Source organism: Paenibacillus pasadenensis (assembly GCF_023715725.1).
Taxonomy (GTDB): Bacteria; Bacillota; Bacilli; order Paenibacillales; family Paenibacillaceae; genus Paenibacillus_O; species Paenibacillus_O pasadenensis_A.
Window position 1 is genome coordinate 83333 of the sequence record NZ_JAMBOT010000013.1, and the last position, 22143, is coordinate 105475.

The window sequence follows — 22143 nt, forward strand, 5'->3', positions numbered from 1 at the left end:
CGAGGAAATTCGACAAATTGTTCTACGCTAGAATAGCATCAAGCCTATGAGGTGTCCACGCCGATTCTCCTTTCCGAAAAAGAGAAAGGCCAGCCCGGTGCCGGGCCGGCCAATCTGTCTCGCTTATGCCTAGCTAGTCAGCTTGTAAACGATTCTCGCGACCAGCTTAACGAGCTTGTAATAGTTTTTGAAGTCGGAGATATAGTTCCCCGCCGCCTTTTCTAGCATTTTAATCACGATCATAGCGCCGATGTAATCCCGGTACACATCCCATACGGAGCCTGCGGAATCGTAAGCGTTCACGCCGGACACGATCAGCACCTTCAGCGCATCCTCGGGCTGGATCGTTTCCGTTACCTTCAGCTGATTCGTAATCGAATCCAGATTAATCGATGCGTTGCGCAGAGCGGAAACGGCGATGATCATCGCAATCTCTTTGTTGTCCAGCAGCTTGCGCTCCGTGGAATCGAGACCATCGTAGAACTGCTCCTGCTCCTTGCCGGAAATATCGCGGATAATCGTGTAAGTTTGCTTTAACACGCCGCCGTTGGCCATCTGAATCGCATCAACCAGCTCCACGAGCGAGATCAGGCCAGAATCCAGCATGCCCTGGGCGACATCTTTCAGCGTCCATCCGCCGATGCCGACAAGAATACCGGGAATCCATACCGGACGGTACCGCGCCGTTATCAAAGCCCCGGCAACGTCGCTAACAGCGGTGAAACCTCCTTCATAGAGCGCTTTGGCAATGGAGTAGTAGCCCATGCCTCTTTTGTATTCAACAAGCAGCTTGGCAATCTCGTTCGCCGACATGCCCTGCTGCCTCAAAACCGCAATCGTATTGTCTCCGAGAACGTCCCGATACTGGAGGTATTCTCTCGGCTCATAGCCGTTGCGGACGAGCCACAGCATCTCCTCATCCGAGGAACGATTGCGAAGGAAGGTGACTGCCTCGCCTGCGGACAAGCCCAGCTGCTTCAGGATGGCGGCAATAGAATCGCCCTCTTCGCCAGCGAGGTTCAACGCTCCAAAAATAGCAGAGCCGCTGTAGCCGTGCTCCCGCAGAGCAAGAGCGACATCCTTGATGGGGGCGTTTGGCAGGCCGGCCTGAATGATGACGATGAGCTGATAGGGATTCAGGCTCCATTTTCTCAGGAGCTGCACAATGCCGGACGGCGTGTCCATCCCAAGCGCCGCAAGCTGCACTCCCTGTTCCTGCTCCGTACCGGCATTCCGGCGCGATACGTTAAAGTATTGATAGCGCATCTTCAATATGCTGGCGTTATCATAGCCGAGAGCGAGCAGCGTATCGATCAGATACTGAGCCGGGGCAAGCTCCAGCAGGCCTCTCTGCTCCAGCTCGGCGCTAATATCGTTGGCGTTTGCGCCGCGATCCTTCATACGCTGCAGGTACGCCAACAGCGGATCGTTCCCAAATACCGCTGTTACCGCCTTGCGGACGCGCTCCGCCGGCATGATCGCCGAGGTGATCGCATCCTGGATGCCAAGCGCATCCAGATTAAAGATGACTTTCAGCGCAAGCACAATATCGGTATCCGTAAATTTGGATTTCATATAATTCGCTACCGTACCCGGAGATCCCGCGTACCCGTCCGGAATCGTCTTGGCCAGATAGGCGATGTTCGTGCCGCTGTAATAAACGAGCGTAACGGCCAAGCCTAGCTCCGAACCCTTGTAATAAGGGGCCAGCAGCGCCATTGCTTCATCGGCGCCCAGCCGGTACGCGTCTTTCATGTACTGAACGATATCCGCAACGGGAGCGTTCTGCTTGTGCAGCAGCGCTGCCGCTCCTTCGGCGGTCGTAATCCCGTACAGATCAAGCACCTGCTGAAGCGTGCCGGAAGAAGTGCCTACCGAGAAATACACGCCGTCAACCGCCGCTTGAACCGCTTCGGCCGCGTAGATGCCGAGACCTCCCAGCAGCGCCTTGGCCTCCGCTTCCGTCTTGCCGTAGCTCTTCTTAAGCATTTCGGCAATGAGCGACAGCCGGTAACCGCCGCGGCTTAATTGAAGCGCCGCGTTATCCGCGCTGGCGAAAACTCCCTTGCTCTTGAACGCTTCGATTAACGCCGAATCATAATCCGCGCCATATACAGCGCTTATTCCGCTCAGCAGCGCCGAAGCGTCGAAGGAGCCTGCCGCGAGCAGCAGTTCCGCCGTTTCCGCAGCCGATTTGCCGTTGTATTCTTTCAGCATTTTGACGATATCGTAGAGCGGGAAGCCCGCTGCCCATAAATGAGCGATCGCCTCTCCGATATCGGTAATGCCCGCTTCCTGCAGCAATGCCTGCGGCGTACCGTCAGCGGAACCGTTACCGGCGTCATAAACCTGCTGGATGGTCCACTCCACGATGCTGCTTTCTGCAAATTGCAGAGCATTCAGCGTTTCCGCCGTTGCCAATGCCGAATTCCCGTAGTAACCTTTGGAAATTTCCACTACATCCTGCAGGCTGTATCCCATGGAACGCAGATATGGCGCAGCATCGCCAATTGTTGCGATGCCGCTGCTCCTCAGCAGCTCCTCCAGGCTGACCTCGGTCGGTTTGCCGTACAGTTCTGCCACAGCCGCCAAAATTTCCGGCGTCCGGTATAAACCGGACTGCAGCAGATCATACGTCGTTTTACCGGCGGACAGTCCATAGTATTGTTTGCCTGCGAGCACCAGCTCAGGAAGTGTCAGTCCAGCCGTCTTCAGCTGCGGCACGGCAGCGCCAAACCCGGTAATGCCAAGCGCGGTCAGTGTATCCAGCGCCGTCTGAGTAAGCGTCTGTCCGTACACATAGGCTACGGCGTTTTGGATGTCATTTTGGCCAAACGTGCCGTCCGCCAGCAGTTCCGCCGCCGTCTCCCCGGCCTCCAGTCCGTAGTGCTCCTTGCCGACCCGCACCATTCCGTTCAGGTCAAACTTCATGTTGAGCAGGAACAGCACAGCCGAACGCAGCGTCACAAGCCCTTGGGCCGTCAAGGAATCAATGATGCTGTCCCGCGCCGAGGTTTGGTAAATGTCGTTAATGCCAGCGATGATATCCGCTTCGCGGTAAAGCATGGAGCTTGTAAGAGCATGCAGCGCATCCCCCGACGACAGCCCGTATTCCGTTTTCGCCAGCTTGATGCTGCTGGACAGACTGAATCTGGCCTGGAACACAAACGTGATCGCATCAGAGAAGGACATTCGGCCCTGCTGGACAAGCAGCGCTCGAATCGTCTTTTCGACGGACTCGCCATATACGGACGCCATCGTTGTAATCAGCACGTTCCAATCCGTGATGAAATTTTTCTGCTGGAAAATCAGCGCAGCCTGGCCCACCGACTGACCAAAGGAGTCTTTAGCCGCAGCCGCAATCTCCTTCGGTGAAAATCCGGCATTCCATAAGTAGTCCAGCGCGGCGTTCACTTCGGTGATGCCCTTCTCCTGCAAAGCTTCCGTTACCGTTGAGCCTACCGTCTGCCCATATACCGAGGCCAGCCCGGATAAAATCATGCTTTGACTGTTCGGATAAGCCGCCGTCAGCAGCTTTGCCGATTGCCCGGCCGTCAGCCCGTAATAATCCTTCAGGGCGCGCGCGATGTCCGGCAGCTTATAACCGCCGCGCTGCAGAAACTGCAGCCCCGCCTCAGGCGACTGAATCGAACCTGCGCTCAGCAGCTGAGCGATCGTTACTTGCTGTTGGCCGTAAAGCGACTGCAGCAGCCGAATGGTTTCCTGCAAATTATTGCGTGCATTAGCGTGAATAAGCAGCCCTTTCATGACTTCTTCCTGGCTGAATCCGCCCTGGATTAGCGCCGGCCCCACCTTTTGCGAATCCCAATAGTCACGGTATCTTGCAGCCAGCGTATTGATGACGGAGGAAGCTGAAGCGCCCTGCGCCCGCAGCGTCGCAATCCACAGCGCGACAGGATCGCCTCCGTAAGCCCAAGCGACCGCACGGCTAATATCCTCCTGATCTTCATTCGTGCGCTGAAGCAGCAGCGCCGCCGCAGCTCCAGCATCAAGACGATAGGATTCGCGGAGCACAAGCGCGCGATCCCGCAGCGAATACGGAGATAGCTTATCCAGAATCTGCTCCATATCCAGACCTTTACTGTCCAAGTAAGCCACCACATCGCTTGCCGCGATGCCGTACTTGCTGAAAACGGCAATCCATTCGCTCCAGCCTTTGCCGTCAAACGCGGCAGCGACCTCCTCGAAGGAGTAGCCGGCATTTTTCAGCGAAGACATCAGGTACGGCATAGCGTTTGCTCTCACCCCGCCGGACGGATACAGGTTAATCGTTCCTTCAATAATCGAATCAAGCGTGTACAGGCTGGACAAGCTCATGGCGACCGTAATGTCCGGAAGATCGGAGCCGGTGAACAGGTACCGGGTATCCTTTACAATCGTCCCTACATCGCACGGGCAGCCGAACCGGGAAAATGCGCCCGTCCGCTCCAGCTCCACCCAGTCCTGCATCGTAACGCCCATCCCTTTGACCAGCGCTTTGCCGATGACAAGCTTTTCCCACAGCTGGGAATTGCTCATCGCTGCCGCCAGCTCTGCCGCGCCGATCTGAGGATCGCCGGCAAACGCGGTGCGAAGCGCGTTCAGCACATCCGCCGCCTCGTAGCGATAGTTATAATCGCGATAGAACAGCTGAACCGCATCGCTAGGAGCAAACGCCTCTCCAAGCTGGACAAGCGCGCCTTGCAGGCTTTGCACCGATTGAACGGAGGTACGCCCGGCAGACCGCAATTGCCGGAACAGCTCATACCGGTTCATACCCTGTTTCAGGTAATACTTCGCCAGCTCTGCGGAATCATACCCGCCATCCAGCAAATACTTCAGCATTCCGTTGCGTTGATTGAACGTAAAGCCCGGATACAGCGCCGCAATGGCCGTGCCGATATCCGCGCCGAACTGCTCCCGCAGCAGCACTACTTGCTCCGCCGCAGTAAATCCGCTGGCGGCAAACTGGCTCAGCACATCGCTGAGCGGCACGCCTGCAGACAGCCACAGATCTTGAACGAGAATGGAGATGCCAGCGGTATCGTAGCCGCCAAGCTTCATAGCGCTAATGATGACGGAGGCTCCGTCTCCGGCAGATTTGACCGCCTCCGCCGTTTCTCTGGCGGAAACGCCGGCGTCCAGCAGCGCGCCTGCCGCCTCGGTCTGCGCGTATTCTCTGCGCAGCAGCGCATACGTGTACGACACCGTAAATCCTGCGCCAAAGAAGGCGTCTATTGCCTCTGCCGCGCTCGCGAAGCTGTACTGCTGCGCAATGGCGCCGCCAACCTCGCTTGCCGGGTAGCCGGCCTTGCTCAGCCAGCCTGCGGCCGTCACGGCATCGGCTCCATAAAGCTCTTTAGCCGTTGCTGCCGCATCACCGGCCGACAGCTTGCCGGCAGCCAGCGCAGCTAGCGCGGCTGCTTGGCTCAAGCCGTACTCAGCCTGGATGGCCCCGGCAATTGCGCTGCGGCCGTATCCGGCAAGCACGAGCAGCCCTGCGGCGCTCTCTTCGGACTCGCTGTAGCTCAGCTTCAGTATCCGTACCGTTTCGCCGGCGGAGACGCCGAGATTTTTCAAATAGACCGACAGCTCCCTGCCGGGAATGCCGAGCTTCCGCCAAGCTGGTCCAAGGTCAGCCGTTGTGTAACCTGCCGCAAGCAGCTGGCCTGCTGCTTGCAGATAAAACGACGTGTAGGAATTGCCCAGCGATTTGTAAACCTCATATACCGTCAAGGCGTCCGCATCCATCGCATACAGCAGCGGAGCCAGCTCGCGGAACTCCATCCCATACTCAACATATACAGCCCGGTAATAATTGGCCGCCTTAAATCCGCTGTCTCTCAGCAGACGGGCCGTTTCAATCGCTGTTTTGCCGTACTGGTTATGAAACACGCGAGCCAGAGTGGCAGCGTCGTTTAAATAGACATAACTGCCTGCAAAACCGGTCAGTGTGGTCGTGTTGGCAACGGGAACTTCGTTAAAGGTCGCCAGGTAGGTTCCGTTTCTGGCCTTAACCCGGTTCACGCCCGTGTACGCAACCGCTACAGCGGAGGATGTGCCAATCAGCTGTCCGCTGCTTGTCCAGGTCAGCTTGACCCGGGTGTTATCGCCCATCAAAGCAGCTGCGACCGAGCTCTGCCATCTGCCGTCGAATTTGACGGAAAAGCTGGAATAGGTCGTGACGTTTGCCAACGGTTTATCAAAGGTCAGCATGATTTCCGTTCCGCTTTCGTTGGTCGAGGCATCGATCAGCTGCGGCGGGGCGCTAATATGGTTGACGGAGAGCTCTCCTCCAAACTCATAGCCCGACTTATTAAGGCGCAGCTTAAATTCCTTATTGTAGGACAGATTCGCTGTTACCCTGTAGGTCGCGCCATAGTCCATGGTTGTAACGGAATCCAGCGCTACGGGAACTCCGGCATCGAGCAGCGTCAGGCTCAGATCCGCAACCGGCGCGCTCAGGCTGAGCGTAAACCCGTTCTCGCTAATGCCCGAGATGCTGCCCGTTACACGGTAAGCTGCATAGATCTCTGCGGCTGCTCCAAAGTCGTAGCCTTTTTTGCTCAAACGAAGCGTATAGCTGCCCCCTTCGACGAGCGGTGCTTGAATCATAAACTCTCCTGCAGCCGAACCGGGAACAACAGCCGTGACCGCGATCGGTTCTCCCGCCGCTGTGGCGAGCTTAACGTCCCCGGCTTCCAGCAGGATGCCCGTTTGTCCAAGCTTCAGCTTGATGCCGTTCACATCAGTCTCCGTCACCTGAACGCTTACCGCAATTGGAAGCATCACTTCTAGCGGTCCGTCGGTCGGCTGCGCCGGATCAAGCAGCGCCAGTGTGTAGGTTTGGCCTGCTTCAATCGGAATGCGGACATAGTAGGCTTTGCCCGCATCCGCCGTTCCCGGACTGACGTCGTAGAACTTGCCTCCATTCAGCGCAATAATCCCGTCAGGTCCGGTTAATCGAACCGACGCCGGACTCAGGCCCGGCAGTGCCGCGCTCAGGCTCAGCGTAAAACCGCTTGAATGAATTCCAGCCGCTGTCAGCTCCAGCATCGGCAGCACATCCAGATGGACGGACGGGCCAAAATCATACCCTTGAGCGGATAGCGCGAGGCGGTAGGCCGCCCCTTCCGTCAGCTTCGCCGCAGCACGGTACGTAACGCCGCCGTCGGCTGTCGTCAGTGAATCAATCGTTACGGCTTCCCCATTTGAATCCGTCAGCATGATGGCGTTTGTCTTCAACTCGGCCACAGCGGTTTGCAGCCGCAGGGTGAAGCCTGATTTGGACAGCGCTTCGACGGATGAAGCTATAGGCCGCAGCACAGTGAAGGGCAGCCCCGCTCCAAAATCAAATCCTTCCCTGGAGATGCTCAGGCTGTAGGCTGCGCCATAGAGCAAACTGGCCCCAAGCGCGTATTCCTCGCCTCCGCCGATTGCCGCTGCCGATGCAATAGCGATCGGCTCCCCTTCTGCGTCCAGAAGCTTAAAGCTTGCGGCGCTTAAGCCGGAAACAGCCCGGCTCAGCTTAACCGTCAGCCCGTTCCCGTCAATCGTCCCATAGGAAATGCCAATCGGAACCGGCACAACGGCCGCCAGCGGAGAACCGAAATCATATCCCGCCGCCGCCAACGTTACGGTGTAGGACGCGCCTTCCTCCAAGTTCGCCTCAAGCCGGTACCCGGCCCCGCCGCTTAATTCCGTGACGGAGTCGAGCGTTACGGATTGGCCTTCCGAATCGCGGACGATGAAACCTTCCGCTTGCAGACCGCCAATTGCAGGAGACAGCATGATGGTCATTCCCTGTTCATTCACAGCTCCAATGGAGGCGGAGGCGGCGCTTGGCAGTTGTGCCTCCAGCTCATCCCCGAAGTTGTAGCCGGCGAGCGACAGGGAAATCGTATACGTTTCGCCCCCATTAAAAGGTGCCATAATCCGGTAAACCGCTCCCGCATCCGCCGCAACGACGGACGAGACGGACACAAGGAGGCCGGTGCTGTCCTTAACGATGTAATTGTTCGCTGCCAGTCCCGGAACAGACGGACTCAAGCCAATTTCCACAAAGGAGGCTCCTTTGTTCAGAACAGCGGTACGGACGACAACCGGCACATCGATGACGAGCGGTTCGCCGAAATCGTACCCTTCTTTGGCAAGTATTACTGTGTATTGCTCCGCTCCGTAAAAATTCGCTTCAACCTTATAGCTGTAGCCGCCATCCTCCGTGACCGCATTCTCCGCCGGGAATGTAGTCAGGAAGCCCTCCTGCTGCAGGCGGAAATCACTTGGCCGCATGTCCGGCACGGCATGATCGAACCGGATCGTGAACGCGCTGCTGCTGCCGCTCTCCATTCCTTCAAAAACAGCGTTAACCGGCTGCACGAATACCGGAATTGCCGCACCGGCGTCGTAGCCATGAACATTGAAGCTTAACGAGTAGGCAGCTCCTGCGGTTAACGACGCCCCTACCTCGTAGGTGCGCCCGCCGTCGGAGCTTACCAGCGTTGCGATGCGGACGGGCCTGCCTTCATCGTCAGTCAGCAGCAGGCTTCCAGCCGCAAAATGAATCGGCGACGACACGTTCAGCGTGAAGCCCTTCACGGACTGCCCGTCTACAAACGCCGACAATGCATTCAGCGTAAAGGAGTCCAGCGTGCCAAAGCGATACGGTCCTTTGTCGGCGATTGCCACCGAGTATGTTTTCCCGCCAGTAAGCGGCGCCAGCACCGTATAACTTCCTCCAGCGTTCGCTGCAATCAGGGATTGCACCGGCACTGTTCCGCCCTCGTCATCCGTAATCGTAATATCCGATGCAGCCAGACCCGGCACCGCCGGCATCATCGCCAGCTTAAACCCCTTTTGGGACTCGGCGTATACGACCGTGTCCACCGATACTTTGAACCCGATTGTCAGAGCAGTTCCGAACAAATAACCCGGAACATTTGCCTGCAGCGTAAACGTCTCCTCCGGATCGAACTGCCCCAACAGGTTGTACATGGAGCTGCCGTTTCCTTGGTATTCGAGCGTGAATGCCACCTTGCGGCCTTTGCTGTCGAACAGGGCAAAGTTAGCAGCGGTCAGCTCCTCCAGCAGCGGAGATACCGACACAATTATTTTATTGAGCACGGCTCCCACCAAATGCAGAGAAGCCGCAGGCGTAATATCGAACGCAACCGGGGCCGCCAGCTTGAACTCGTCCCTCGCCAAATCAAACGAGTAACCCTTCCCTGGCATGACGCCGTTTAACGTGACCCGGTAGGTCAGCCCATTGTCCGCTGTATAAAGCGAATAGCTGGCTTCCGGGAGGCGGTTGCCGTTTGGATCGAGCAAAATAACCTGACGCGCCGTCAAGCCCGCCACCTTGGCTCCGAACTGCACCTTGAAGCCTTCCACCGTAATATTGCTGATCGCTGCCGTTACGTTTTTGGATACCGGGAATGAAACCGGCTCATTAATCTGGTACGGGACATCCGGCTTGATCTGCACCGTGTACGTTTGACCGCCTGTAAAACTGCCGGTCAATTCATAACTTGCTCCGCCATCGGCCGTGGCTGCCGAAGCCAGCGCAACCGACTCGCCGGAGGCGTTTTTGACGATAAAATTCCGTTTGCCAAGGCCGGGAACCGGCGCATCCAGCGCAAGCCTCAACACGGAGGCGTTCGCTTCAACTACGCTCAGCACTGGCGGCAGCATGAAGGAAAGCGGGCTCATCGCGAACTCATCCTTGTTCAATTGGATCGTGTACGCATGGCCCGGCTTAAGCTGATTGCCGGGAACTCCGATCCGGTAGCTAGTCCCGCCGTCCTCCGACTCAAACAGATTCGGATAATAGACCGTTCCCGCCGCATCCGTAATGGATAAGCCCAAATAATTCTCGATTTCGGGAAAAGCCGGGCTGAACTTGAGCGTAAAATATCCGTCTTTGGTGACGTCCGCCACGCTCGCGGCAATAGTGCGGTTCACATGGAAAGATACCGGCGATTGGAACACAATAAATTCCTTGACCAGCTCCACGGTGTAATCCGCATTGCTCATCAGCGCGACGCGCACCCCGTACGTTTGTCCGCCGTCCGCTGTGGATAAGGACAATCCGCTCAGCCTGCGGCCCTGCGAGTCCTTAACGAAAATATGAGCGGGCAGCAAGCCCGGCACAGGATGCTCAAAACGCAGCTCAAAACCTGTATGGGTTACGCCGGAAATGGTCGTTGCTCCAGCATTCGTTGTCGGAGCGACCTCAAACTCGACGCCCTCCGCCGGCAAATGGCCGTTCAGCTTCAATCTGTAGCTGCCCCCCGGCAGCTGCGCCAACAGGCGGTATGTTTTTCCTCCATCGGCAGTGACCGCAGCTGAGAGACCAGCCTGTTCTCCTGTTCCTGTATCCAAGAGGACAAAACTTGCCGCGTCGAGGCCGTCAACCGCGTAACTCAGCTTGGCGGTCAAACCGTTATTCGATATCTCGTCCACCGATACCGTCGCTACGACAGGAACCTCGAAGGAAATGATGTTCTTATCGGTGTCCGCATCCAGCTCCAGGCTATAATAACCCGGCTTAAGCGCTGCGGATATGGCGTAACTTGCTCCCGCGTCGTCGTTCATGACGACGTGTCCGATCGGCACCTCCGTTCCTTCAAACGCAGTTTTCAGCTTAAAGCCGAACTGCGTGTTGATTTTCAGCGGAGGCGACATGACCAGAGTGAAGCCGGTATATGACGCGTCAACAACTGCATTTTGGGAGTACACATGAATCTTCTTCGGCGCTCCAAAATCATACCCATCGGCCTGAACCGACACAAAGTAGCTTTGGCCCCCCGAACCGTCAAACGTTACAACATAGATTCGCTGCCCGGAGTCCCAGACGGCATCGGTCACCGCAACGGCGTTGCCCGCCGCGTCCTTGACCGTGAAATTATGCTTGGTCAAATTTGCAACGCCGGGATTCAGTCCCGCCATGAACTGGGTCGGCTTCCGGCCCGCGTTCCACAAGTTCAGCGTAGCGTTCACCAGCTTGGCTGGCGGGCCGAAGCTGTAGCCCGGCGCTGTAATGCTAAGCGTAAACGGTCCGCCAGCGTTCCGGCCTGCCGAGCTAAGCACGTAGCTGCCGCCTTCATCGGAGGTCACTGCGGAGTCGATCGCTACGGTCTCTCCGTTTGCATTGAGCAGCTCGAAGGCCGACGCCTGCAGCCCCGGAAGCTTCATGCCGAACTGAACCGTCAGCCCGGTGTATCCTCCGGGATAACCATTAAACGCCGTATATTTGCCCAGCTCGATTAGTTCCGGCACGGTAATTGTGCCTTGAGCAAACCGGCCGTCAGACAGGTCGATCCGATACGAATACCCGCCTGCTTCGGCGAGACTCGCCTTCACAGAAAGCGTTAAGCCATCCTGGCCCAGACTGGCCGCATCGACATGAACGGCGCTGCCGCTCGGACTTTGCAGCGTAATCTCATCCGGATTAATATTGGGAATCAGCTGCTGGAACTTAAGCTGGAACCCGCTCCGTGTTAGGAAGCCTGCCGATGCCGCAATTTCCTCTGGCTGTACGGCAATATCCAATGGTTCCGCGAACGTATAGCCTTCCTTATCCAAGACCAGCTCGTACGTTTCGTTTTTATCCAGCGCCGCCCATACCTCAAATTCCTTGCCGGCAACGACTGTATTCAGCATATCGATGCTGACGCTGACGCCGGAGCTGTTCTGCAAACGGAAGTTCAAGGAGTCCAGATCGGGAACGGCCTGATCCAGCGTAACGATAAATCCGTACGTGCGTACCTTGCGGACCGTTGGATGAACCTGGATCTCCTCTGCCGCCGGTACCGTCACGGAAAGCGGCGCGCCAAACGTATACCCCGTTTGCTGAATAAGGAGCGAGTAGCTCTCTTCCTCGACCAGCTTTGCCGAAATGACGTAGGTGCTTCCCGCATCTGCGGTTACAGCGAGGTCAACGTCAACCGCTGCTCCATTTCTATCCAGCAGATTAAAATGTTCCGCCGTCAGACCGGGAACCGGCTGATTCAGCGCAACCGTAAAGCCGCTGGCGGATACATCGGCAACGCTTGGCGTTACGGCCCGGTCACCCGGCACCGTCACCTCCAAAGCCGCTCCAAAGCTGAAGCCGCTCCGCTCAATGACGAGCGTATACACGCCGCCGGGACGCAGCGCAGCTGCAACGGCATACGTTCCGCCTTCATCCGCCGTCTCCGCCTCGGCAATCGGAACCGTTCCGGCGCCTCTCTCAATCAGCGTAAAATCCGAGGCCGTCAGCCCCGCTACCGCAGGGGCCAGCGCAACCCGAAACCCTGACTCGCCGATGCCATACACGGAAGCGGAAACCGGCACCGCTTCGGGGTCAATGACCGGAACGAGAACCTCTCCCGCGCCGCTGAAGCTGTAGCCCTTCTTCATAACGGAGAGCGAGTAAACCGCGCCCTCCTGAAGCGCTGCGGATATGCGATAGGAGGTCCCATCGCCACTGGAAGCCGCGCTGCTAACTGCTGCCGACTCGCCTGTGCCGCTGTTCAGCAGCTGGAAGTGAGACGGCTGCAATCCCGGCACCGGCTTGTTAAAAAGGATTCGGAAGCCTGATACGCCCGCATCCTGCACCGTATAGGTTACGGCGATGTCTTCAATCGGCGGAGCTGCCGCAACGTTGAACGTAATCGGCGCTCCAAAGGCGTAACCTGCTTTGGCAAGGGTAACCGTGTAGGCTTCCCCTTCCTGCAGCACAGCTGCGATCCGGTATGAACGGCCTTCGTTCAGCGTGCCGGCGACCGTGAGCGCCACGACCCGGCCTGACGCATCGGCAAGCGACAGATCCGCAGCCGTTACATTCGCTACCGGCACGCCGAAGCCGAGCAGGAAACCTGCCGTTGACGGCTGGGATACCGCCGCCTCCACCTGCTCTGTTGGCGGTGGCGTTACGGTCGGCGGCGGTGTCATTATTCCGCCGCCTCCGCCGCCGATTCCGCCCGGAAAGCCCCCGCCTCCGCCTCCGATGGAAGGCGCTTCGACAATATATTCGCCGCGCTCGGTCTGCTCCACCTGATCCGGTTTTGTTGCGAAAACAACTCCCGCAGCGTCTACAAGCGCTTTTGTAATCTGCCCTTTGCCTTCGATACGGGTCGTTCCGTGCAGCTCCAGCTGGTTCACCAGCACACCCTCGCTCAGCTCAATCTTCGCTGAAGCTACCCCCTCCTGAACGATCAGGTTGGCGACAGCGCCGGAAAGCACCTTAACCTGCACGCTGCTCTTTATTTCTACAACGCCGAATTCCCCCGTCAGAGAGACCTCGCCGGTAGAGGAAATGACCACGCCTTGAATGCCGGTCCCCTCATCCTCTCCCGGACTGGACTGAATGGACGCGCTTGATTTAACGTCAAGCCGCTTCACAATCGTCCTGCTGCCGACGACAACGCGCACAACACCGTCCTGCCGGTCTACCGTGACCGCCTCAAGCTGCGAATTGTTCAGGTGAATGCTGTTCGGGCCGCCTCCGTTAATGGATGTGCTGCCCAGCACCGTCACATGGTCGAGAGTGACATCCCCGTTCCCGACCTCTGCGCCGATGACCAGATTCCCTTTGACAACCACATTACGCAGCGTTGTGCCCGGAGCCTGAATCGTCAGGTCTCCTCCAACGGTATAAACGCCCGTGGCCGGGCCGTATATGCCTGCCGCAGCAATCGTTTTTGCCGGAAGCAATATCCCTCCGTCCGTTTCTGCGGCCGACCGCTTCCGAATGCGGTCCAGCAGCACAACGGCTTCCGCGCGCGTGAGCTGTTTGACCGGTCCGACCGTCCCGTTTGGAAAACCGGTCATATACCCGTCAGACAAAAGAGCGCCGAGCGCCTCACGGCCGTAACCCGGCACAAGGCCGGCATCCCGGAAGGGCTGAAGAGGGTTATCTCCATCCTTCAACAGAGCCGGGACGAGCCCCGCCAGCATGACTGCGGCTTCTGTCCGGTTGAGCGGCTTATTCGGCCGAAAGGTGCCGTCCGGGAAGCCTTTGACGTAACCGGCCTGTACCGCCGCTCCCACTTGGGGCGCAAACCACGCTTCAGCCGAAACATCGCTGAAGCCGGCCGCGGCCTCGCCATCATAAGCAAACAGCCGATTCACAAGCGCAATGAATTCCACCCGCGAAATCGCCGCATCAGGACGGAAGCTCCCGTCCTGAAACCCCTTTATGTAGCTCAGCCCAATCCATTCCTTGAGCTGCTTCTCGGCCCAATGGCCGGATATATCCGCTGCTGCGCTAGAGCCCGCAGCAGCGGCTGCCGCTTGGCCAGACTGCCCAAGCCCGGGCACAATGACGCCCGCCAGCAGGCTGACGATTAGCATGATGCTGAGCGCCCGCCTGTTCCACGCTGTTGCCGGACGTTTCTTCATATCGTAAGACATCCCCTCTCCACACTTCTCCTAGTCTATCAATCGGTTATGTATAGGACTTTTTTCACAGACCGATGCAGAGCTTTTCCCTATGAGTGTACCTGCAGCGAATAAAAGAATTATGAAAAGAAAACGGAGGAAAATAAAAACACCCGCGCAGCAGCAAGGCTTCGCGGGTGTTTAGAAGGGCTGGAAATATTTTATGCCAGGAAATATTTATCTCATTAACGATAGTCCCAATAGGACTTCAGATACAAGAAAATTAAACCTTGCGGATCACTTCGCCGTCTGCAGCTCCGAATTCAGCAAATAAGCCACAAACGCCTCGGCTTTCTCCGGAAGTCCGGCTTCTTCCAGACCCATAACCCCCTGCAGCAAAAACGGAGGCAGGAAGCTCATTCCGCACAGATTGGCCGTTGCCTGAAACGGACGGAGCAGCTCCTCCATCGGATAGCGGTTGCGGCCGCCGTCGCCATAAGCCTCCGCCGGGCTGCCCGTGGATACCGCAAGCATCAGCTCTTTATCCTGCAGCTTGCTGCTGGAGGAGCCGTACGCGAAGCCATAGGTCAAAACGTCGTCCAGCCATTGTTTGAGCAATGCAGGAGAGCTGTACCAGTAAAAAGGGAACTGAAACACGATGCGATCATGGTCGAGAAGCAGCTGCTGCTCCTTAGCCACGTCAATTTTAAAGTCCGGGTATTCTGCATACAGGTTGTGAACCGTTACGGTCTCTTCTTGTTTCAGGCGCTCCGCCCATGCTTTGTTAACTTTCGACTGCTCCAAATTCGGATGCGCCACGATAACTAATGTTTTCATGCAAAATCCCTTTCTATATCGAGACTCTTTGCCTCTTAAATTATGGTTAAAGCTTAACCTTAGACGAGAATTTTTATTATAAATGCACAGCCCGGCAATCTCAATCAAACTTGAGATTCAGATCCTTCCGTGTGTCAGGCCAAAATATGGCTCAAACAAGGCTTGCCCTGGCGCCCCACGACGAGGCGGCCGTCCTGCACGTATCCTTCCTCACGGCCTTCCAGCTCCGATATAACCTTGTTTCTCCAGCTTGCCAGCTGCTCGTTATAGGCCGGATCAGCAGCCAAATTGCGCAGCTCCTCTGGATCCTCGGTCAGCTGAAACAGCTGCTCCTCGCCCGTTTGGGAATACCAGATGTACTTTTCTTTACCATTCGTTGCAAAATGATTCGAAAGATGGCCGACAAGATGCTCTCCATGCACATAAGAACGCCAAGGCACTTCTCGCCCGCTGCAAAGAGGCAGCAGGCTCTGACCCTCTACGCTTGCCGGGATTTCTGCGCCAGCCGCGTCCAGCAAGGTCGGCATGATGTCGCGCAGCTCGATAACCTCGTTCACCTCGCTGCCCGCCTTGAAGCCAAAGCCGCCCGTCGGATCGTACAGTATAAATGGTATTTTGGCGCTTCCCTCATAAGGAAGCGACTTGCGGAAGTAATGATGATCGCCCATTAATTCTCCATGATCGGATGTGAACACCACCATTGTATTGCCTGACACGCCGTACTCGAATAATGCGTTCAGCAGACGGCCGATTTGATCGTCCAGATGTGTAATGAGCGCGTAATAAGCCGCACGGGCGCGGTCGAACCGGCGCTTCGGCACCCTGCCAAAAATCGTTGCCGGGTCGTAGCCGCCTTTTGCCGCGGCAGCCTCGTCCACCCAATCTCCAATTGGCGGATCAGGCATCTCCCTATCCTTATACATATCAAAATAGGCTTGCGGAGGGTCAAGCGGCGAATGCGGGCGAACAAAGGACGTCCACAGAAAAAACGGCTTGCCCGGGTCGCGGCGGCGCAAAAAGTCGATGGACTGGCTGACGCACCAGTTCGTCGGATGAAGCGCTTCGGGGAGATGCCATGGCCGCCCGACGGTGGAGGCGTTGCAGTCCAGCCCGTTATCGGTAATATCGAGCGATACGCCTGCATTCTGTCTCAGCCACTGCAAATAATCGTCCGCCTGATCAAAATGCTCGTTGACCGTATTGTTAGATCTGCTGCGGTTGTGATGCAGATACCCGTCGTGCAGAACAACATTATGGAAGCCGCAAAGATTGCGGGCCGGGTACACATGCATTTTACCAACACACTGCGTATGATAACCGGCCTTAGCCAGCTCGCCGGCAATCGTATGCTCGTACTTCCATGCCACCTTGTCCTGGTAACCGACCCTTCCGTGGGAGCGCTGGCTCATCCCCGTCATAATAGCGGCCCGCGCCGGGATGCAGGTTGGCGTCGCAGAATAGGCGTTGCGGAATAAAACGCCCGATTGGGCCAAGCGGTCCAGATTCGGCGTTTCCACTACGGAATGGCCGAGTAGGCTTAAGCAATCATAGCGCATTTGGTCAACGGTAATGAGCAGCAGATTTGGTTTCAAACTGAATTCAGCTCCTTCATAAGTAGACAGTTATGAGGCTTCCGCTAATGGTACCAGCAGCAACAATAATCCAGGGCGGCAGCTTCCAGAATACAAGCCCGATAAACAGTACAGCCGCCAGCGCAAAATCTGCCGGGGAAGCAACGCTGCTTGTCCAAATCGGATCGTATAACGCGGCTAAGAGAATTCCAACTACAGCGGCATTAACGCCATGCAAAACGCCTTGGATGGACGGAACCCGCCGCAGACAATCCCAGAAAGGGAGCGCTCCGACGACGAGCAGGAAAGCCGGAGTAAAGATTGCTGCAGTAGCAACTATGGCTCCCTGCCAGCCCCCTGCTATTGCCCCGAGATAGGAGGCAAACGTGAAAAGCGGACCCGGAACAGCTTGCGCAGCGCCGTATCCGGCAAGGAAAGCTTCCCCGCTGACCACTCCCGAAGGAACCAGCTCCCGCTCCAGCAGCGGCAGCACGACATGGCCTCCGCCGAACACCAGCGAGCCGGAGCGGTAAAAAATATCGTACAGCTCCAGCCATTTACTGCCCGTAATCTCTGCCGCAGCCGGGAGAAGAACGAGCAAGCCGAAAAACAGGCTGAGACAAACCGCAGCGGTCGTTTTTGAGACCGGAACCGTTGTATAAGGCAGCTCGGAAGGTCTGGCTTCTTTATAAAAGAGCCAGCCAAGCAAAGCAGCCGCCATAATGACGGCAATCTGGCTAACCGGAGTCTGCCATAGCAGCACCGCCGCGGCCGCTCCAATAGCGACCGTTGCCCGGCTTCGGTCCGGGGCCAGCTTTTGTCCCATGCCCCATACAGCTTGAGCGACAATGGCCACAGCAACAAGCTTTAATCCATGAATCCAGCCTGCGCGGCTTACGTCCAGCCCTTCCATTACGAGAGCGAATGAGGCCATAATGAGCACCGAAGGAAGCGTGAACCCGATAAACGCCAGCAGCCCGCCCAGGAGCCCCGCCCGCATGATGCCGATTCCGATGCCCGCCTGGCTGCTGGCCGGACCGGGGAGAAACTGGCAGAGCGCAATTAAATCCGCATAGCTGCGCTCGTCCAGCCATTTGCGGCGTTTAACATATTCGTCATGAAAATACGCTAAATGCGCCGCCGGACCTCCGAATGAGGTCAAGCCAAGCCGGGTGGAGACGGCCAAAATTTCGAGCAGATATTTTCCCCATGAACCGTTACGCAGGTTGCGTTCCATACCTTGCTCCTTTGTATTCCTATGTTGTTAAATTCATCTTAATTGGTGAGCATCAAAGGTCAATTAATTTCGTGCGTCCTTGCGAACTTCCCCTTCAATGGGGACAATCAGCTTCGACCCTTTATTCGTTCGAAAGCTCCCATACTCCTCTTGTTTGCCATTGCTGTCTACGGTCCCATAATAATACCAGTCGCTCATGAATAAGCTGTCGAAATAATAAGCGCGCTCAAAGACAGGCTTCGTTCCCCATTCCCGGTTACCTACATGATCAAACTGCCATTTTCGTATGGCGAAGCCCTGTTCGTCCACCTCATAATAATACTCTTGATATCCGGCTGTGTTGATAATGAAACGGAGGGCTTCTCCTTCTGGAAAGGTATACATCGTGGAATGATACCCCTCCCCAAACTCAACTGGCGGAGCACTGCTTTTTTGGGGAAGATCAAGCGCAATTTTCCGTGCTTCCGTAAGATCTCCTTTCATTAACGTCATGAATTTAGCCTGATAATTAGGCGTCCGAACGATGACGCGGTTGTTGTCCTTCTCATATTTAACGTAGGCCCCGAGCGTCTCGCTTATGAAACGAAGCGGTACGTAGGTTAAGCCGTTTTTATTTACGACCGTTGCACCGACAGCAACCTTTTTACCGTTTACAGTGGCTGTTTTGTCCCCTTCGCGCAAGTAAACGTAAATTTTGTCGTCTTTCGTATGAAACATAGCTACGCGTGTTTTAGGATCATAGGCAAAAACCAGCCACTCGGGATCGGTCAGTGCGCGCAATTTGATTAGTGTTTTGCCGTTGATCGTAATGGAATCATTCTTTTGAATTCCATTAACAATGACTGCTGGTGCCTTCGCTTGCACGGTATTACTCCCCATAAGTGCAAAGCCGATCATTAAGGAACTGATTAACAACTTCATCCATTGGCTCATTTTAAATTTAACCTCCCTAAAATCTTATTTATTTAAAAGATACTCATTCAATTCGCCGGTTCAACTCAGCTGCGAATTCATGAGGATGGTCAACACGAAGAATTACAGCCGAAATACTTTTTTTCATTCCACAAGCCCCCTTCAGCAGTAGCGGCTTCTTCAAACGAATTTCAAATTGAGGCGTATCTACTCGAAAGTAAGCCAAAAATGTTTCCTTCGAAGCTTTCTCTCCGAATAGGACCGACTTTGCCTGACTGATAGATTCGATGTTGCTCAGCGGTATGTCCAGTCTGCTTTGAAATCCGAGACGCACGATTAGACGATCTTCTTTTAGCAGAATCGGAAGACAGCGAAACGAATTGTTCAGGGCAATCATATAGAGAATGGCATATACGTTGAAAACCACAGAAATCCAGGCCAGAGCTTCGCTCCACTGCTGCAGAAGGAAATGCAAACCAGCCGTCTCCACAATCACCCCCCAATATCATAAAGCCGTGCAACTTCTACTTTATCAAAGGCAACTACTAATTTCCATTTTATTCAAGTTAACATTCCCCCTTCAAGACCGCCGTCTCATTTTTAAAAAAAAGAAGCCGCTTCGCGGCCTCTCTCAAAATCTATCATTTCTCAACGGAAACCATACTGTCCCGCCTTAACATGCCGACTGCCAAAACAACGAGCAGCAAGAGCAGAAACACGATGGAATAGCGGAAGATTCCTGCATAGCCGAATAGCTGCACAACGCCTCCAAGCAAGACCGAGCCAACAGCGATACCTCCGTCCATGCCGATAAGAAAAGCGCTGTTCGCGGCTCCGCGTCGGTCCGGCGACACCCTTCCGACCGTCCATGCCATAATGGACGGCTGCGCCGATCCAAAGGAAAGGCCATACAGGACGGCCGCCGCCCCAAACGCTGTCCAGCTGTCCGCAGCAGAGAGAACAAGGACAGCCGGTCAAGCGCATAACCCGAAAATGGCCACACTGCAACAGCCGCAAAGCGTATTAAGCCCGACAAGAACCACTTCTGATATTACTTCCACATTATTCTTCAATTACGGGCAGATGAACAGCAGCAAATTGCAGATACAAACAAGGAAAGACGTTTTTGAACTAAAGTATGATCTAATGATAAGGTCAAGATTTTTTCTTCTCCGCTAACGAATATGGATGTTGGGTTGCCTACAATCCGCATAACTAGCGAAAATGCGTAACAAAAAGAGCCTGTTACCGGGATATCGTTCAAACAAGAACGAATCTGGTCACAGGCTTGATTTTACTCATTTTTATTTATTGAAACGTCTCATTTTTGTTCCAGAACAATTTCGTTTCCCTCAGCATCTGTCATGAAAAAATGCGTCTGTGAGGCCTCGGCGATGTCGGCATTTGCCCAATGGCTAGCCGGGACATCAATCCAAGACAAATCAGTTGTTACTTTTTCCGGTCCGCGCTTCAACACTCGATTGAGCACCGTGACAGCTTCTGCTCGTGTAAGAAGATCGTTTGGACGAAAGTTGCCGTGTGAATCAGTTGTCATATAACCCGCTTGCAGCACCAACAGTATAGATTTGTTGGCCCAATGCTCATTTATATCCACAGCAGTTGCAGTACCGGCATCCGTTAAACCTTGGAACCTAGTAATAATTGTTGCCAGCTCTCCGCGGGTAATCGCCTTGCCTGGAGCAAACAAGTTGACAGAGTAGCCCTTCATTAGTCCGTTTAAAGATACATGACGAATCGCTTCCTCCGCCCAGTGACCGGGTAAAACATCCAGATATCTAATCGCGGTATTTCTGCGTTCCGCACCTAAATTTAATCTTGTCATCATTGCCGCCATCTCGGCTCTTGTAATGGAGCTTTCTGGACGGAAAGTGCGGTCAGCATAACCGTTAATATAGGATTGATGCTGGTTTCCGTTTATTTTGAGTATTGTAAACGTACTGAATTTTAAAACCGAAAATTGAATGCCCTGCTCACCGTTTTGATAAGAAACGGGTTCCGGCTTCACAATGGCGCGCTCACCGTCGCTATGCTCGATGTAAACAATTAATTGCGCCAGCAGTGCAGCGCGCTCATCAGGATCGGATGGCAACTCAACATCTTTGAGCGGCAAGACTAAGGATACTGCCCGGCTGTTAAGGTTTGTTTCGATGATGATCGGACGGGCAACGACCTTGGCTTTTCCGGAAGTAGCCTCTTTTTGAACGACAGCCTCTTTGCTCGCCCGTTCTTCAATAATCTTTCGATCTCCGGCTTTTTTCATCGGTACCAGCCTGAAGTAAATGTCTTTTTCTAGTCCAATAAAAGAAGAATAAGGAACGAGAATACGCGCGTTATCCGTATAAATCTCAAAATCGACCTTTCCGGAAGCTATGGCATCCACTGTAGCTCTTGGAATAACGACGTTGAGTTGAGATACTTCATCCTTAATATCTGGGACTACTAAACGAATTTTGCTCTTGCTGGACTCCTTTGCTTTCTGAATGGTAGCCGACGCTTTATCCACATTAAAGGTGACAGTATCATGTTTTGAGCCGTCTGAATTTACCGTGCGTTCAACCATGAGATTCGCAAGCTGATTATCATCGTTTCCTCCGTCTACTACTATTGGAAGATATTCCTTAATCGGCCCTTGTGGCTGAACCGGTCTGGAAGCCGGAGTGGAGGCAACTTCATTTGAAATGCCTGCATGTGGTCCGCCTGAAATTTTCAGTCTGAACGTATACGTTTGTCCGTTGTTTAGTCCCGTTACCGTTGCGCTTGTCGAGCTGGCATCCAGTGTTTCCACTGTCGCCGCTGTGGTCCATGTTGCGCCTCCGTTGGACGACTGCTCCACCGTTACGGAAGTTGCTCCGGACGCCGCGGTAAACGTCAAGCCCACTTCTCCGTCTCCCGGTGCTGCGGACAGGTCGGCTATCTGTGCCACTGGCGTTGCCGACGCTTCATTCGACTCGCCCGCATACGCTCCGCCCGTTACGACCAGACGGAACTTGTAGCCCGTTCCGTTTGTCAATCCCGTTACCGTTGCGCTTGTGGAGCTGGCATCCAGCGTTTCCGCTGTCGCCGCTGTGTTCCATGTCGCGCCTCCGTTGGACGACTGCTCCACCGTTACGGAAGTTGCTCCGGACGCCGCGGTAAACGTCAAGCCCACTTCTCCGTCTCCCGGTGCTGCGGACAGGTCGGCTATCTGTGCCACTGGCGTTGCCG

7 protein-coding genes and 1 pseudogene are annotated in these 22143 nt (G+C 55.2%); all 8 read right to left on the reverse strand.

Going from position 1 to position 22143, the window contains the following annotated elements; all coding sequences use genetic code 11:
• Positions 1-129 precede the first annotated feature (129 nt).
• On the reverse strand, positions 130-14382 hold the full coding sequence (locus M3223_RS20885) for an S-layer homology domain-containing protein (protein WP_251565220.1): 14253 nt from the start codon (positions 14380-14382) through the stop codon (positions 130-132).
• A gap of 276 nt (positions 14383-14658) precedes the next feature.
• Complete coding sequence (locus M3223_RS20890; RefSeq protein WP_251565222.1) at positions 14659-15198, reverse strand: NAD(P)H-dependent oxidoreductase; 540 nt, start codon at positions 15196-15198, stop codon at positions 14659-14661.
• Positions 15199-15332: 134 nt separating this feature from the next.
• Entirely contained in the window at positions 15333-16790 is a 1458-nt protein-coding gene (locus tag M3223_RS20895; RefSeq protein WP_251565224.1) for an arylsulfatase, read from the reverse strand.
• Between the two features lie 16 nt (positions 16791-16806).
• Positions 16807-18006, reverse strand: coding sequence for a chromate transporter (locus M3223_RS20900; protein WP_251565226.1), 1200 nt, complete (start codon positions 18004-18006; stop codon positions 16807-16809).
• Between the two features lie 63 nt (positions 18007-18069).
• The gene (locus M3223_RS20905; protein ID WP_251565228.1) at positions 18070-18939 is read right to left on the reverse strand and encodes a copper amine oxidase N-terminal domain-containing protein; all 870 of its coding nucleotides are present in this window, start codon (positions 18937-18939) and stop codon (positions 18070-18072) included.
• A 43-nt stretch (positions 18940-18982) separates the two neighbouring features.
• Positions 18983-19408: a hypothetical protein gene (locus tag M3223_RS20910; protein ID WP_251565230.1), complete on the reverse strand. Its 426-nt coding sequence runs from the start codon at positions 19406-19408 to the stop codon at positions 18983-18985.
• A gap of 151 nt (positions 19409-19559) precedes the next feature.
• Positions 19560-19868: pseudogene (locus M3223_RS20915) on the reverse strand (MFS transporter); the annotation flags it as partial.
• A 371-nt stretch (positions 19869-20239) separates the two neighbouring features.
• The coding region (locus M3223_RS20920; RefSeq protein ID WP_251565234.1) for an S-layer homology domain-containing protein at positions 20240-22143 on the reverse strand (1904 nt) is incomplete at its 5' end.